Annotated in this window: 19 protein-coding genes; 7 read left to right on the forward strand and 12 right to left on the reverse strand. The window is 65.4% G+C overall.

Annotation, left to right across the window (positions count from 1 at the left end; all coding sequences use genetic code 11):
• The first annotated feature begins 100 nt into the window (after positions 1-100).
• Positions 101-1,039, forward strand: coding sequence for a GNAT family N-acetyltransferase (locus ACYOEI_RS33495; protein ID WP_462854393.1), 939 nt, complete (start codon positions 101-103; stop codon positions 1,037-1,039).
• Between the two features lie 219 nt (positions 1,040-1,258).
• On the opposite strand, the gene phoU is transcribed toward ACYOEI_RS33495, so the two are convergent.
• Complete coding sequence (gene phoU, locus ACYOEI_RS33500; protein ID WP_462854395.1) at positions 1,259-1,990, reverse strand: phosphate signaling complex protein PhoU; 732 nt, start codon at positions 1,988-1,990, stop codon at positions 1,259-1,261.
• Positions 1,991-2,481: 491 nt separating this feature from the next.
• Here phoU and ACYOEI_RS33505 point away from each other — a divergent pair, with 491 nt between their 5' ends.
• The 4 genes from ACYOEI_RS33505 to ACYOEI_RS33520 all read left to right on the forward strand — a co-directional run bounded on the left by ACYOEI_RS33505 (position 2,482) and on the right by ACYOEI_RS33520 (position 6,378).
• Positions 2,482-3,549 (forward strand): tetratricopeptide repeat protein, encoded by a 1,068-nt coding sequence (locus ACYOEI_RS33505; protein WP_462854397.1) that lies wholly within the window; start codon positions 2,482-2,484, stop codon positions 3,547-3,549.
• The gene (locus ACYOEI_RS33510) at positions 3,546-4,691 is read left to right on the forward strand and encodes a tetratricopeptide repeat protein (protein ID WP_462854400.1); all 1,146 of its coding nucleotides are present in this window, start codon (positions 3,546-3,548) and stop codon (positions 4,689-4,691) included. Before ACYOEI_RS33505 ends, ACYOEI_RS33510 begins: the two co-directional genes overlap by 4 nt.
• A gap of 226 nt (positions 4,692-4,917) precedes the next feature.
• On the forward strand, positions 4,918-5,817 hold the full coding sequence (locus ACYOEI_RS33515; protein WP_462854402.1) for an extracellular catalytic domain type 1 short-chain-length polyhydroxyalkanoate depolymerase: 900 nt from the start codon (positions 4,918-4,920) through the stop codon (positions 5,815-5,817).
• A 111-nt stretch (positions 5,818-5,928) separates the two neighbouring features.
• Complete coding sequence (locus ACYOEI_RS33520) at positions 5,929-6,378, forward strand: OsmC family protein (protein ID WP_462854405.1); 450 nt, start codon at positions 5,929-5,931, stop codon at positions 6,376-6,378.
• Between the two features lie 218 nt (positions 6,379-6,596).
• Here ACYOEI_RS33520 and ACYOEI_RS33525 read toward each other — a convergent pair whose 3' ends face one another.
• The 6 genes from ACYOEI_RS33525 to ACYOEI_RS33550 form a co-directional block, all read right to left on the reverse strand.
• Positions 6,597-7,190, reverse strand: a complete 594-nt coding sequence (locus ACYOEI_RS33525) for a YdeI/OmpD-associated family protein (RefSeq protein WP_462854407.1) — start codon at positions 7,188-7,190, stop codon at positions 6,597-6,599.
• A gap of 178 nt (positions 7,191-7,368) precedes the next feature.
• Complete coding sequence (locus ACYOEI_RS33530) at positions 7,369-7,815, reverse strand: dual specificity protein phosphatase family protein (protein ID WP_462854408.1); 447 nt, start codon at positions 7,813-7,815, stop codon at positions 7,369-7,371.
• Between the two features lie 70 nt (positions 7,816-7,885).
• A complete protein-coding gene (locus ACYOEI_RS33535) occupies positions 7,886-8,407 on the reverse strand; it encodes a DUF3592 domain-containing protein (protein ID WP_462854409.1) in 522 nt (173 codons plus the stop codon).
• 51 nt (positions 8,408-8,458) lie between these two features.
• Positions 8,459-9,199 carry a hypothetical protein gene (locus ACYOEI_RS33540; protein ID WP_462854411.1) on the reverse strand — a complete coding sequence of 247 codons (741 nt, stop codon included), beginning with the start codon at positions 9,197-9,199 and terminating at the stop codon, positions 8,459-8,461.
• Between the two features lie 4 nt (positions 9,200-9,203).
• Entirely contained in the window at positions 9,204-9,857 is a 654-nt protein-coding gene (locus ACYOEI_RS33545; RefSeq protein WP_462854412.1) for a hypothetical protein, read from the reverse strand.
• Between the two features lie 108 nt (positions 9,858-9,965).
• Positions 9,966-10,295 (reverse strand): hypothetical protein, encoded by a 330-nt coding sequence (locus tag ACYOEI_RS33550; protein WP_462854413.1) that lies wholly within the window; start codon positions 10,293-10,295, stop codon positions 9,966-9,968.
• A 280-nt stretch (positions 10,296-10,575) separates the two neighbouring features.
• Between ACYOEI_RS33550 and ACYOEI_RS33555 the strand changes: the two genes are divergently transcribed.
• Together ACYOEI_RS33555 and ACYOEI_RS33560 are read left to right on the forward strand one after the other, a co-directional pair.
• Positions 10,576-11,277, forward strand: coding sequence for a phosphorylase family protein (locus ACYOEI_RS33555; RefSeq protein WP_462854414.1), 702 nt, complete (start codon positions 10,576-10,578; stop codon positions 11,275-11,277).
• On the forward strand, positions 11,274-12,104 hold the full coding sequence (locus ACYOEI_RS33560; protein ID WP_462854415.1) for a menaquinone biosynthesis family protein: 831 nt from the start codon (positions 11,274-11,276) through the stop codon (positions 12,102-12,104). Before ACYOEI_RS33555 ends, ACYOEI_RS33560 begins: the two co-directional genes overlap by 4 nt.
• Before the next feature lie 255 nt (positions 12,105-12,359).
• Here the strand turns inward: ACYOEI_RS33560 and ACYOEI_RS33565 are convergent, their stop codons facing one another.
• From ACYOEI_RS33565 to ACYOEI_RS33585, 5 genes are all read right to left on the reverse strand, one after another.
• Positions 12,360-12,719, reverse strand: a complete 360-nt coding sequence (locus tag ACYOEI_RS33565; protein WP_462854416.1) for a hypothetical protein — start codon at positions 12,717-12,719, stop codon at positions 12,360-12,362.
• A gap of 135 nt (positions 12,720-12,854) precedes the next feature.
• The gene (locus ACYOEI_RS33570) at positions 12,855-13,040 is read right to left on the reverse strand and encodes a type II toxin-antitoxin system HicA family toxin (RefSeq protein WP_462854417.1); all 186 of its coding nucleotides are present in this window, start codon (positions 13,038-13,040) and stop codon (positions 12,855-12,857) included.
• On the reverse strand, positions 13,037-13,252 hold the full coding sequence (locus tag ACYOEI_RS33575) for a type II toxin-antitoxin system HicB family antitoxin (RefSeq protein WP_462854418.1): 216 nt from the start codon (positions 13,250-13,252) through the stop codon (positions 13,037-13,039). The genes ACYOEI_RS33570 and ACYOEI_RS33575 overlap by 4 nt, the downstream gene beginning before the upstream one ends.
• A 108-nt stretch (positions 13,253-13,360) precedes the next feature.
• Complete coding sequence (locus ACYOEI_RS33580; RefSeq protein ID WP_462854420.1) at positions 13,361-13,996, reverse strand: SGNH/GDSL hydrolase family protein; 636 nt, start codon at positions 13,994-13,996, stop codon at positions 13,361-13,363.
• Positions 13,997-14,186: 190 nt separating this feature from the next.
• Complete coding sequence (locus tag ACYOEI_RS33585; protein ID WP_462854422.1) at positions 14,187-14,750, reverse strand: metallophosphoesterase; 564 nt, start codon at positions 14,748-14,750, stop codon at positions 14,187-14,189.
• Between the last annotated feature and the right edge of the window lie 166 nt (positions 14,751-14,916).

A 14,916-nucleotide genomic window follows, 5' to 3' on the forward strand; every position in this document is an offset into this window, starting at 1 on the left:
CGCGTGTCCTCCGGTCACCGATTATCATACGGCGGTCGGGGCGCCCGGCGTTGGAGCATTTTCCCGAAAGGCTCATCTTGCTTCGGATTCCGGATCGGCCATGTCGGGCTTGACAGTCCAGGTCCAGCCCTGTCCGCCGGGCGACCGCCAGGCCGCGCTCGGGGTCTTGTATCGCCGAGTCCCGGCGACCCTGCGGTCGCGACTGATCGCGGATGCGCTCGCTGACGCGGACCGAGGTTATATCGACCTCACCGGCCTCTGGGTGGCACGGAGGCGGGGCAAGATCGTCGGCTCGATGCTGACCCAGCCCCTGGCGGGACACTCGGCCGCCGTCTGGGCCCCCGAGGTCGACCCTTCGTGGCACAGGACCGCAACGGCCGTCGCCCTCGTCCGGGCGGCGTTGGCCGAGCTCCGGGCTCGAGGATTCCAGATCGCGCAGGCCCTCCTCGACGAGTCCTCGCCCCCCCGGGGGGCGTCGGACCTGGCCGCGGGCGGCATGCCTCGGGTCACCGAGCTCGTCTATCTCGACCGCCCGACTTCGGTCCCCCTGGACGTGGCGCCGGATACCCCGGCGCTCGACTGGGAACCGTTCGGGCCGACGACCGAGCGGGGGTTCCGCGAGGTCCTCCAGGCGACCTACATCGACAGCCTCGACATGCCCGAGCTCGAGGGGATCCGCTCGCTCGACGACGTCCTGGCGAGCCACCGCGCGGCCGGCCGGTTCGTGGCCGAGCGCTGGCGGGTCGCTCGGGTCCGGGGCGAGCCCGAAGCCGGGGCGATCGCCCTCCTGTCCGAGATCCCCGAACGCGACGCCTGGGAGGTCGCCTACCTCGGCCTGACCCCCGCCGCCCGAGGCCGAGGCATCGGCCGCGCCGTCCTTGCGGAAGCCCTCGCCCTGGCCTCGGAGCACGTCGCCACCCTGGAACTCGCCGTTGACGTCCGCAACCTCCCCGCCAACCGCCTCTACCACGCCGCCGACTTCACCCCGTTCGACCGCCGCTTCGTCCACCTCGCCCGGTTGAACCCGTTAGGTCCGTAAGTCCGGTAAAAGATGACGCCTGGGTCACACCCCTCGGACGACTTAAGTACAAACACGAAGCGCCAGCGAGTGAATCTCTCCTCAAGAAATCGAGGAAGATTCACTCGCTGGCGCTTCGGGCTTGTATCGGGAGAAAGGCCTTGCCCACCGATTTCGGGGATCGGTAAGCAAGGCCTATAAAAACATGCGTAGTCGAAGAAGATCGACGGGGCGTCGGCGTCAGGTCGAGAGCTGTTTCGCGCTGACGTGGCGGATGATGTCGCCTTCCTTGAGGTAGACGACGGCCTCGGCGATGTTGGTCGCGTGGTCGGCGATGCGCTCGAGGTTCCGCGCGGTGTTGATCAGGCGGAGCCAGGTGTTGAGCCGGTCGGGGTCGCGGCGGATCTCGTCCTTGAGCTCGTTCATGACGAGCCGGTAGTGGCGATCGATCCGGCTGTCGCCGGCGATGACCGATCGGGCGAGCTCCGCGTCGCACTTCGTCAGCGCGTCGAGACAGTCCCGGACCTGTCCCAGGGCTTCCATCGCCAGGGCTTCGAGCTCCTGGGGGATGGGAAGGGCGCCGGGGTCGTTGGCCAGCTTCTTGACCCGCTTGGCGATGTTCCTCGCCAGGTTGCTGATCCGTTCGAGATCGCCGTTCACCTTCAGCACGCTCGCGACGCGCCTCAGGTCGGATGCGACCGGTTGGTGGAGCGCCAGGACCTTCAAGCAGTCACGCTCGATCTGGACCTCGCGGCGATCGACGTAACGCTCTTCGCCCTTCACCTCGTCGGCCAGGTCAGTCCGGCCGTCGCAGAGGGCGCGGATGCTCTGATTCAAGGCATCCTCGACCACCGCCGCCAGCTTGAGGACTCCGCCCCAGAGACTTTCCAGGTCCCTGACGAAATGGCGCCCGAGGGTCACCCGATCGCTATCCCAGTCAGAACCCAGTCTCAACCCGTTTTCCGGTTGCATCCGATGTGCTCCTTCTAAGGCTACGGCACCCCCTCGATTCGGCGTGGCCTGAATGGGCCCGTCTCATCCCGACATGTGAGGATCTGATCGTGACGAAGAAATCCTCCATTGACAAGTTTATCCCAAACCCGTGACTAGTACAAGGCCGTACAGGTGGATCTTCAGAGAATTCGGAATGAAGAGGGTGTGAGGCCTTCGCGGTCGCGCCCCTCCGAATCCTTCGGAAATCTCCCGCGTTCCCTGTTGGGAATCCCGATGAAATCCTGCGAGAATGGTCGGGCCGGCGTCGCTCGACGCGGGCCGAAGGACGGGGCTTCGAGGATTTTCAGGGCCTCTTCCTCGGCCTCTCATCCGCAAAGCGGGCATCGCCCAGCGGTCGCAGGTTCGGGACTTCGCCTCCCGAAACATCGGGGACCGACGTCCTCAAGACTCCCGCGGAGACGAACCGCCCAGTCGCCAGTTAGGCATTTCGGAAGGTCCACCCACCCGCCATGAAGCATGCCAAGACAAAAACGGTGGCCCGAGGGTTTGTGACGCCCTCCCTCGTCTATTTCGTGGCGTTGGCCACGGCGACGGCGCTCGGACCAAGCCCCTCGGCGCGAGGCGAGGAAGGGGACCCCCGGGTCGGCCTCGAAGTGATCCTGAAGCCGGGGGTGGCGCCTCCGGGATCGGGGACTCGGGGCCAGGTCGCGTCCTATCGACGCTATCGCGTGGAGCAAGCCAAGGGAGAACGGCTCCGGATCTCGTCCGGCGGCGTGACCGGCTGGGTACAGGCGTCCGACGTCGTCCCGTTTTCCGAGGCGATCCGCTACTTCACCAAAGCCATCCGCGACAATCCCAAGGCCGCCTCGGCCTACGCCCGGAGGGCCCTGGTCTGGTACGACAAGCGCGAGTTCGAGATCGCGATCGCCGACCTCTCCGAGGCCATCCAGCTCGACCCGAGAGACTTCCTTTCGCTCGACAATCGGGGCCTTGCGCGTCTCGAGCTGAAGGATTGGGGCCGCGCCATCAAGGATTTCGACGCGGCGATCGCCCTCGACCGCCGGGACCCGGCGCCGTTCGTTCATCGAGGCCTTGCGCGGCTCGCCCAGGGGGACGCGAAAGCCGCGGCGACCGACTTCGGCGAGGCGATCCGGCTTGACCCGAAGGACCCCGCGGCCTTCACCCATCGGGGGCTTGCCCTGGCCCGACTCCGGCGATTCGGCCTCGCGATCGCCGACTACCGCGAGGCGATTCGCCTGGCTCCCGACGACCCCTGGGCGGCCAACGGCCTCGCCTGGCTCATGGCGACCTGCCCGGTCGCGGCCCACCGCGACGGGGCGCAGGCGGTCACGCTCGCGACCCTGGCGAAGGACCTCTCCGGCGGGACGGCCCCCCTGATCCTGGGCACGCTCGCCGCCGCCGAGGCCGAGGCGGGACATTTCGACGAGGCGGTCCGATGGCAGTCGAAGGCCCTGGAACTCTTCCCCACCACCGACCCGGATCTGCGGGCCCATCGCGAACGCCTGGCCCTCTATCGCTCCAAGACGCCTTATCGCGAGGGATCCGCCGAACCATGAGTCGCGTCGAATCGTCGCAGGCCCCGAGGCCCTCCGCCCCGTCCCGGCACGCCCTCCGCCTCCGCCTTTTCCTCCTGGCGGCGACCTCCGCCCTCGTCGCCCTGGGCCCCGGCCCATTCTCAGGCCCCCCCGTGACCCGCACCCGTTCCCCTTGGGCACGCGGCGAAGAGGCGGTCCCGGCCCCCGTCCCTTTCCCGAAGGACCGGGGGATCTCCCTCGTCTACCACACCCGCCGGGCCTTTGCTTGGTACTCTCGGGGGGAATACGACAAGGCTATCGCCGACATCGACGAGGCGATCCGCCTCGACCCCACCAATCCCGCCCATTACAACAACCGGGCCGCGGCCTGGCTCGGGAAGGGGGATGACGAGCGGGCGATCGCCGATTACACCGAAGCGATCCGCCTCGACCCCTCGAACGCACCCGCCTATTACGGCCGAGGCCTCGCCTTGCATTCTCGAGGGGATCTCGACGGCGCGATCGCCGACGACGACCGGGCGATCGCGCTCGTCCCCAAGTTCCAGCGGGCGTTCAATAACCGCGGACTCGTCCGCCACGACAAGAGGGAATACGACCAGGCCATTGCCGACTTCAACGAGGCGATCCGCCTCGACCCCGAAGACGCCGTCGCCTACAACAACCGGGGCAATGCCCGGGAGGCGAAGGGGGAGCCGGACTTGGCCCGCGCCGACTTTACCGAGGCGATCCTACTCGACCCCAAGTACGCCAAGGCCTACAACAATCGGGGCGAGCTCCGGGGGCTGGCCCAGGACCACGCCGGGGCCCTGGCCGACTTCGACGCGGCGATCCACATCAACCCGAACGGGGCCCGAGGCTATCGGGGCCGAGCCCTCGTGCTCGCCTCGTCTCCCGACGCCAAGCTCCGCGACGGCAAGGCCGCGGTGGTCGCCGCAACCCGCGCCTGCGAGCTCTCGAACCACGGCGACCCCAACGACCTCGCGGCCCTCGCCGCCGCCGAGGCCGAGGCCGGCGACTTCCCCTCGGCCGAGCGGCATCAGGCCGAGGCGCTTCAACTCCTCCTCGACGGCGACGCCCGCCGCGAGCCCTTCCAGGCTCGGCTCGACCTCTATCGCTCGGGGAAACCCTTCCACGAAGATCCGGCAAGCCTCCCGTTGGGCTGAGCCCGCGGCCCCGTCCTGCCCTCGGCGCTCGGCCGCGGACGACCGAGAAAAAATGTCAGAAGGATGACACGGCTTCTATAATGGTATGGCGGGAGGAGGCACGCGGCTCCTCCGGTTCTCGGCCGATCGCGGGGCGTCCTCCCCCGTTCGGACGAGTCGGTCTCAACGAGCGAAGGGTGTCCTCCGCACCCCGGGATCGTGACCGTTCGCGCGCTCGAGGCCCTCGATGTCAACCGGTTCGGTCCTGCTCTCGGCCTTGCTCCTGCTCGGCAACGTCCCCCTTGCTCCTGGAGACCACGTCCGGTCGCTGTCGGCCGCTGGGGAGATCCGGTCGTACGCGATCCACGTGCCCCCTTCTTACGACGCGAAGAAGGCGACGCCGGTCGTCCTGGTCCTCCACTCCGCGGCGATGAACGCGGCGACGATGGCCCGATTCTGCGGCCTGAACGAGACGGCGGACCGTTCGGGCTTCGTGACCGTCTATCCGAACGGCACGGGCACGACCCCACTCTTTCTCTTCTGGGATGCGGGGGGCTTCCGGGGCCGGGTCTCGGATGACGTCGGCTTCATCGCCAAGCTGCTCGACGACCTCGGCACGATCCTCAACGTGGATGCGAAGCGGGTTTACGCCACCGGGATGTCGAACGGGGGGATGATGTGCTACCGGCTCGCGGCGGAGCTCTCGGGCCGCATCGCCGCGATCGCGCCCGTCTCGGGGACGATGGCGATCGAGGCCTGCCAGCCCGCTCGGCCCGTCCCGGTCCTGCATTTCCACGGCACGCGGGACGGCATCGTGCTCTTCGGCGGGCCCGACGATCGGATCCCGAAGAACATCACGTTCCTGTCGGTCGACGACTCGGTCCGGGCGTGGGTCCAGGCCAACGGCTGCCCCGAAACCCCGACGGTCGCGAGATTGCCCGACCGCGCCGATGACGGCACCACCGTCCAGATGAAGTCGTATGGCCCGGGCCGGGAAGGCTCCGAGGTCATCCTCTACGTCATCGAAGGGGGCGGCCACACCTGGCCCGGGGGCAAGGCACGCCTCCCGCTCCTGGGGAAGACCTCGCGCGAAGTCTCGGCCAACGACCTGATCTGGGAGTTCTTCCAGAAGCATCCCATGAAATAGTCGGTGGATGAGATCTTGATGTTTCTTTGAAAGACGTCCCGAGGCCCGTGGACCTCCTGCGAGGACCCCCAAGGGACCCGGGACGGTGAACCACGAACGGGAGTAGATCCCATGTCCGAGCACAAGGCCACGATCGATTGGACGCGGACGACCGAAGGCTTCACTTACGACTCATACAACCGCGAGCACACCTGGTCGTTCGACTGCGGCGCCCGCGTCGAGGCGTCCTCCGCCCCGGCCTACTTCGGTCGTGAGGATCGCGTCGACCCCGAAGAGGCCTTCGTCGCCAGTCTCTCGAGTTGCCACATGCTGACCTTCCTGGCGATCGCGTCGAAGAAGAAGTACGTCGTCGACGCCTACCGCGACGAGGCCGTCGGCCTCCTCGCCAAGGACGAGGCCGGGCGCCTCGCCGTGACCCGCGTCGTCCTCCGTCCCGAGATCACCTTCTCCGGCGAACGCACGCCGACCGCCGACGAACTCCGGACGATGCACGACGTGGCCCATCACGCCTGCTTCATCGCCAACTCGGTCAAGACCGAGGTCGTCGTCGAATCGCGGTGACTGAAGACGGATTTCGAATCGATAACCCGACCTCGGACTAAAACCAGCCACGGATGGGATGCAGAATAAGAGAAGAGGATTTCATCCACAGATGACGCAGATTAACGCAGAGGAAAACCCTGGAGAATTCTGATTCGATCTGCGTCCATCTTCTCCATCTGCGGATAGTCTTCAGCCTCTCAATTCCGGATTCATAGCACGGGGTCACAAATCCAAGTTCAAGGGTGGAATGTCTCGTGGTTCTCGAGCATCCGGATGAACTGCTGGATCCTCTTGGTGCGGGTCTCGGGCTTCTTGGCGGTCTGGATCCGGAAGAGGAAGGCGTAACGGTTCTGGCTCTTGAGCGTCTCGTAGAAGGCTTTCGCTCTCGGGTTGGCGTCCAGGGCGTTCCGGAAGTCTTCCGGGGCGGTTGCTCCGCTGGGCGGGTCGTAGGCGGCGTCCCAGCGGCCGTCGCCCTGGGCGCGTTCGACTTCTCGTAGCCCGGCGGGTGACATCCGGCCCGCCTCGATGAGCGCGAGGGCCTTCTCGCGGTTGACCTTCGACCAGAGACTCCTCGCCGAGCGGGGCGTGAATTTCTGGAGCCAGAAATCCTCGTTGTCGCTCTTCTTCTGCCCGTCGATCCAACCGTGGCAGAGCGCCACCTCGAGCGCCTCGGCGTAAGAAACCGACTGGTGGATCGACCCTTTCTTCGCGAGCCGCAACCAGAGGCCCGTCGATGTCCCATGCTGGTCGACCAGCCAGGTTTCCCAGGCGTTCTTGTCCTCGAAGTGCTGGATCGACTGGTTGTCGACGGGAGTACGACCGGGTTTCATCCGTGCTCTCCGGCATCGTTGGGCCTGGCCCTTAATCGGGGCGATCTCCGTCGATCATCACATTGATCGGGCGAGCCGTCGAGAGGACCTGGACCGGATGGGTCGCACCCGCCGTGGCGGGTCGCAACCGAGAGGCGGCGGACACCCCGGGGTCGCTCGTGATTGGCAAATCGTCCGATCAGGCCTCGCCCTTCTTTCCATCCTCAGGAGGCTGAGAGAAGGCCGCCTCGACCTCGGCCCAGAGGGCAGGGGAGACGTCGGCGACCCCAGACCCGACCGCGATCGACAACGCCTCCTTCGGCGAGCATCCGCGCACCGAGGCGATGGCCGCCGCGGCGACGGCCGGGGTGCGGCTCATGCCGGCCCCGCAGTAGACCAGGGTAGGGACGTTGGATCGCAACAGGTCGGCCACGATCGAAATCGCCATGCGCAGCCGCCAGGGAGGATTCCCCTCGCCGTCGATCAGGGGCACGCGGAAATAGGCGACCTCTCGAGGGAACTTCGCGGGAGGCTCGTCGAGGGCGAGGTCCACGACCGCGAGGATCCCTCGGGATAAGAGTGCGGCCAAGTCGCGGACATCGCCGACATGTCCCAGCCAGAGCGGAGAATCGGGGATCGGTCGCACGGTTGGCACTCGTCAGGATTTTCTAAGATCCGTGAACTTAAAAGAATGGAATTTGCTAATCATAGAATTTTCATGGCTGTTGATGGTACGTGAGTTCCTGCGTCGAATCTCCACGCCGCCGCGAACGTCTCAGCGAGACGAGCAAGTAGATGCCGTAGGAGAGCATCCCGACTGGGACGAAGAGTTGTGCATATTCTTGAAATCCTGCGCCCGTTTGGAGCAAGGATCGACCGGGGTCGGCCGGATCGTAGTGGACCGTGACCTGTTGCCCCGGTGCCAAGCCGCGGAGGGCTTGCTCGGCACCTTCGCGCTGCTTGTGCTCGCCATCCGAGGCCCGGATTCGGGTGCCGGCGAATTGGCGGCCGGCGACGGTGTAGATGTAGACGACATCCGCATGGAATCCACCTATGCCCGGGTCGCGGACCTTGGCCTGGGTCAGCACGCCCGGCACCGTTGGCCAGTTGACACTGGCCCTGGCGGTCAGGAAGGCTTGGCCGAGGAAATACCCGCTCACGGGCGCCGCGGCGATGATGATGATCGCACCGAGCGTACGCCCGAAGCGGACCAGAGGTGAGCCGTTTTCCGCGTTCATGGGAAATCTCACTTGAAGGGCCAAACGCCGAGAATTCACCCCGGTCGGGTATCACGGCGGGCTGCCTGACTTGGTCGTTGGGCTCGCCGGCTTGGTGAGTTCCGGGGCTCGGACTTCTGGAGTCGCATCAGGCTGGTCGATGCGCTCGATCCAAAGCAGGATCCCTTCCGATGGGCCTTCGGGCGTGCTCCAAACACCGTCTCCCTTGTGATGCACGAACCGGCGCCGAAATAAGACGGCGAGTCGCGCGCCCTCGAGAGAGTCGTCTCCTCCGCCCGATGAACCCCGATCCGAATTCCATTCCTTGGGTTCTTCCGCCGTCAATTGTTCCACACCGTCCCAATCGGCGTCGACGACCCAGGCGGCCTTGACCTTGGACTCCTTCAACTCGAGGGAGATGCGATGCCTGCCGGGTCCGATCTTCGCGCTTGCCTTTACCGGGGCTAATCCCTCCTCGCCCACTCCTCGCGTGGCCAGGGCCACGCGATAGGAGCCGTCCGGGAGGTAGACTTCCCACTGGTGGTCGTCGTACCACCGCGGTTCCAGGCTCACCAGGGCGATCTTGGCCGGGTCGTCGATCTCCAGTTCGCGCACCATCGGACGCATGACGGCGATCCTCGCTTCGAGCGTCTCGTTGTGCCGTCGATTGATGACGACGGTCATCCAGACCGCGATCGCCGCGACCAGCAGGAACAAGGTCCTCAGGTTGACCTTCCATCCTGCGCGTCGGGGCCGTTCGACTACGGTATCATCGCCCTTCAATCCGGTCAGCTTCTGGGGGAGCTCGGGCACGGATTCAAACTCCGGGAGGAGGTGTAGGGGGTGCTTTCGACGTCGAGAGGGCGGGGATGAGGTTGAACTCGTAAAGCATCGGGATGCAGGCGGACTGGGCCTCCTTGGAGAGCGACTTCCGCGCCTCCGACTTCAACTCGTCCGAGAGCGCCAGGCGGAGGAGCACCGCCGGCCGATCGGGATCAATCGCCGCGATTTCGGCGCTCCCGAGTTGCTCCACGACGAGCTGGTCGAGGCGATTGTGGAGGAGCTGGACGACCGCCGGCTCGCCCACGCTCTGCAAAGTGCTCGTGTTTCCAAAACTCGTGTAAACTTGTAATTTGCCGTTATCCGACTCGCGAATCCGCACCCGGGCAAGGAACTCGCCCGAGTATCTACCGCTCCAGCGGCTCGAGCTCCCCGAGCCCTCCTTGATGAGCATCATGTAACGTGAGGCAGGGACGTGAACCCGCCAGGCGTACTCGAAAGGCTCGGCGGTCTTCAGGGCACGGACATAGAGCTTCGTCGGATCCTCGATCGCGAATTCTCCGGTCTTCCGGCTCAACCTCTCGTAGGTCTCTCCGAGGGCCCTCCGTTCGCGGCCGGTTTGCCAGGCGAAGTACCCGCCCACGGCGATCACGCCAATAAGAATAATGTTGATCCACGAGTGTTTGCCCATTCGACCGCCTCGGAGAGCTTTGTTCGGGAGAGATCGGGCCGTCGACGATGAGCTTCGCTCTTCCCGGAGATCGTTGCAGGAGGCCCTTCGCTTTGCCGGATCCAACGGTCATTGCACCAACGGCAGCATCGCAATGAATTGTCCGTAGCAGAGTATCCCCTCGGCGAGGACGGCGTAAACGGACGGCCAGGCCGGGCGTCGCCCGAGGACCGTCGCCAGGATGACTATCGGGCAGGCCAGCCATGCCAGTAGCGACGCCAAGAGCACGAGCCCAAAGGGGATCGCGAGGATTGATCGGTCGTCGGGTAGCCAATGCATCCTCTCGAGCCGCGCGAACAGGGCGGAGATCAAGACGGCGGCCAGATGGACGACGACGGCGATGCGGAGCGTATCCCGCCCCGATGGCGAGGGGTTTTCTCCGAGTGCGGGGGGCGCCATCGTGAAGGCTCCCGGTGAATATGAATCGCCCGAAGCGATGGTGAAAACCATGCCGGTAACGAAAACGACGGACCGGACGTCGTATCATCGGATCTTGGGCTTGGGATCCGGGCGATGCGTGAGGGACGACGCCTGGACCTTGGCTTGGCCTGGCGCCTATCATGATGGCATTGGACGGGCGAAGCAAGGAAGGCGGGGAGAGGTCTCCGGCCGATTCGATGAACCTCCGTTTTGCGGCGTGTTGAGCCAGTCCTGTTCGAGTGGGGCTCTCCTGGTACTCATGCGGATCCTGATCCCGACGGCTTACGAGGCTGGTGTTCTCTTCGGCGAACGGCTCCGCGAGGAACTTCTGGAGAGCGGTACGGCCGATGTCGAGTGGCTGGGCCGTCGGACGCGCGTGGTGGTGTGCGGATTCGGGCTGGCGGCGGCCGGCGTGGGGGCCGCGTGCGGGATGTCGGATACAACGCAAGCCGTCCTGATCGGCATCGCGGGGACGCTCAACCCGAGTCTTGCCCCCGTCGGGTCGGCCCTGTTCGCCACGGAGGCGCGCTCGGTGGGGATCGGGGTCGGCGAGGGGCCGCGCCATCTCGGCGCGGAGGAGATGGGCTGGATGCAGGGGCACTCGGCCCGAGGGCTCGCGCCGGTCGGCGACCGGGTCCCGTTCCTCGTCCCCGAGTTGGCGGGGGAGCCCGTCAATCGCGGCGGCCTGATCTCGGTCGCGGCCGCGTCGGCGAGCCCTGCTGAGGCTGCTGGGAGAGCCTTGCGATATCCGGACGCACTCGCGGAGGAGATGGAGGCGTTCGCGGTCGGGCTGGCGGCCCGGCTCCGAGGTGTCCCTTTGACGGTCATCCGGGGCATTTCCAACGTCGTCGGAGATCGCCGGTTCGCGGATTGGCGCGTCGCCGATGCGTTGGCCGCGGCGAAAGACCTGCTGGCGCGAATGCTCACGCTCGAAGAACACGACGACGAGATGAAGCGATGAAGATCAAGCTCGGGATCTCGACCTGCCCCAACGACACGTTCATGTTCCACGCGATCCTCGCGCGGAAGATCGACCTCCGCGGGCTCGACTTCGAGATCGAGCTCATGGACGTGCAGCAGCTCAACGAGCGGTTGGAGGCCGGGACGTTCGACTGCTCGAAGGCGAGCTACCACGCCGCCCTCCTCTTGGCCGACCGTTACGGCGTGCTCACGGCGGGCTCGGCGATCGGGTTCGGGGCCGGCCCCGTGCTCCTCACCGCACAGGAGGGCGCCGAACCTCGCCCCGACTCCCGGGTGCTCTGTCCGGGGAAGTGGACGACCGCAACCCTCCTGTTCCAGAACCTTTACCCCGAGTCTCGGAAGATCGAGCATCGCGTCTTCTCGGCGATCATGGCCGCCCTGCGCGACGGCGAGGCCGACTTCGGCGTCCTGATCCATGAAGGTCGATTCACCTACCAGGCCGAAGGCCTGTCGCTGGTCGCCGACCTCGGCGAAGCCTGGGAACGCGTCACGGCGAGCCCGGTCCCGCTCGGCGGGATCCTCGCGAGGCTCGACCTCCCCGAGTCGGTCCACCACAACCTGAACGCCGTCATCCGGGACTCGCTCGACTACGCTTATGCGAATCGCCAGGAAGTCCTCGGGACGATCCTCCAGTACGCGCAGGAGCTCGACGAGGCCCTGATCTGGGACTACATCGACCTCTACGTCAACGCCTACTCCCGAGACCTCGGCGACGAGGGCCGCCGCGCCGTGGAAAACCTCGAACACTATGCCCGGCGTGCCGGCGTCCTTGCGCCAGACGCCGCATCTGTGCGGTTCCTCGATTGAACTGAATCTGCGGCGAAAGCGAAGGAAGGATGGGGGCAGGGCCCAAGCTTGGATTGGTGGCGGGCCACCATCCCTGCTTCGAGCGGTCAAGTTATCTGCGATTGTCAATCCTCGCAGATATACTGCCAGCGGTCGTCGAGTTTGAAGGTTGACCAAAGATTGAAGGGCAAACGGTCCGGGGTGCTTTGGACGAATCCCGCGTATCCTGCCGGATTGAGGTTGGTCCATAGACAAACGATGCCGTGGTTGTTGATTTCAACTCTCCACGAGGAAGAGGCCGGCGACTTGTGGGCGGTTCGATGGATGTCCCTCGCGAGCTTCGGAAGCGAGCCGTTCCAAGGACGGGAGCGAGCACGCGTAAGCGGCCCGCAAAGGCCATTGCGTGAGCAAGACCGACGAAATGATTGCCAAGCAGGTGACCGCGCCAAAGAGAACCGGCCAGATCGACCAACGCTTCCAACGAGCGAATCCGATCAACGGGCAGGCGACAACGATCGTGAAGGCCCCGGCCAGGAGTCCAAGCAGACAAACGGTGACCGGCTCCATGACCATCACCGACGCCGAGATCGTCGCGAGGATGGGCATCCCGAAGGAAATCGTCATCAAACGCGTCATAGGCTCCAGCCTCCGTCGTTGTCGAATCTTCCGGCGACCTAGATTGGCGGCTTGGACGGGTGAGTGTCGGAATCGTCCAGCCTCGTGCAATCCCCTTCCGGCTGGCCATCCTTGTGAGGAGATCGATAGGGGTTGTCAGGGGCCTGGGATTTGAAGATCACGGCAGATCTTGCGTGCGAGAAACTCGTTGATTTCAGAGTGGCGGGGTACCGTGGAGGTAGCGTTCGCCAAGGGGTTGACGAACACGCTATGCCGAGCCCCCTCACGCGACAGGCGGCACCCATGTTCCTCCAGGTGCCGAACAAGGTCGTGGCGTTTCATGCGGGTAGGGCGAACGGCTCACGGGTGGTCGGGCGTCCTTGCAGCAAACGTTCGGACAATTCCCGATTGGCCTCGATGACGAGCGCCGCGGCCTCGCGAAGATTTTCGCGTGCCTCCTCAAGAGTGGCGCCCTGTGTGTTAGCGCCTGGCAATTCCTCGACGAAGGCGACATAGCCTTCGGGGACCTCCAAGAACACGGCCGTCATTTGCATTGCGACCTCCGGTTCAGGCCAACTGCTGAAGAGACGTATCGACCTCTTGGTCCAGCATCGTCTCCAAGGGAGATCGACGCAAGCCGAGCCTTCCGAGGCCGATCCGGATTAGAGGATGATCCGGGTGCCCGCCGTCGTGTGATCACTCAACGCCTCGATTGCTCGGGTGACCGCCCGCGCGATCTTGCCGCCACCGGGGCCCGAGGGTTCGATGGGCGACGAGGGGGCGTAGTCCGAAGTCTCGGTGCAGATGAGGCGTAGGTCGACCACGCTGACGCGGGCGCGGACGGCTTCTTTCAGGATGATCTCGTTGAACTGGGCGAGGCCTGCGAGCTCGGCAGGATGAAAGCCGGGGACGGTGTCGTAGATCGTGCAGACGATCGTCGGGAGGCCCTGCGACAGGACGTTCTGCAGCATGGCGCGATACTCCGCCTGGAACTCGGCGCGGATCTGTGCCAGGCGCGCGAGCACCTCGGCGAACGAGCCGGCGGGTTCGTGGAGGATCATGCTGCTGTAGTCGAGGGCGTTGTTGCCCCCCGCGCTGACGACCAGGTGAGAGGCGTCGGCCGGCAGCCGCTGCAATTGCCGGGTCACTCCCGACGCGGCTGCGCCGTCGGAGGCCAGCAGCGTTGCACGCCAACCGGCCGGCAAGGATCGGCGCAGGTGTTCGAGGACGGATGGGCCACCGGGCACGTAGCGTGAGTTGTCGAAGATCGAGTCGCCCAGCAGGACGATATGCCCCATGATGGAAGGCCTCCGAACCTGTTCCGAAACCTGCTGTTTTCTTAAATGACGGGTTTCCGTTCAGAGTTCACGGCGACATCCCAGGAGGACTGGTCGACGTCAAGTGCGTCAGAAACCCGTTGTTTAAGAAAACAACAGGTTTCGCGACACTCGGGACTTCGGTCGTATTGGAAGGATACGCCGGGGCCGTTCACTCGTCGAGGCCTCCCTCGGCGGGCTGATCGACGGGGACGAATCGCTTGGTCGCCATCTTCGCGGCGACCTCTTCGAACGAGATCGGCGCGAAGTCCCAGCAGTCGACGCCGACGTCGAACGACTTGCTCGTCTCCAGGTCTTCGAGTGTGCCGTGGCTGTGGCCGTGGAGGTGCCAGGAGCCGTGGTGCATCTGGTTCCAGGTCCGGAAGGCGTAGTGGCAGAGGTAGATCTTCTGGTCGTCGACCTTCAGGCCGAAATAGTCCTTGATCCAGACGAACCGGCCGACGCAGAGCTTGTGCTCGGCGACCTTCTCGTGGTTGCCTCGGATGAGGAAGATCTGGCCGTTCAGGCGCGAGAGGATCCCCACTGCGTCGTCGGGCCGGCCGAGGGCGACGTCGCCGAGGTGGTAGACGCGATCCCCTTTCTTCACCCGGGCGTTCCAGCGCTCGACCATCGTCTCGTTCATCTCCTCGACGGAGGCGAACTGGGGGCGGTTGATGAGCAGGATCCGCTCGTGGTTGAAGTGCGTGTCCGAGGTGAACCAGACGTTCGAGCTCATCGCGACCCTCCGCGCTCGCCGGCCCCGACCTCTCGACCGCCGAGGGGTCAGGCCCCCTCGGCTTGCCAGTCGTGGCCGCACCAGGGGCATTGGCGTGCGGTCGGGGGCGGGTGACGTGGCGGCAGAGGGGGCAACGATCGATCATGACCTCGTCGCCCCGTCCGGC

It is taken from the genome of Singulisphaera rosea (genome assembly GCF_054877945.1).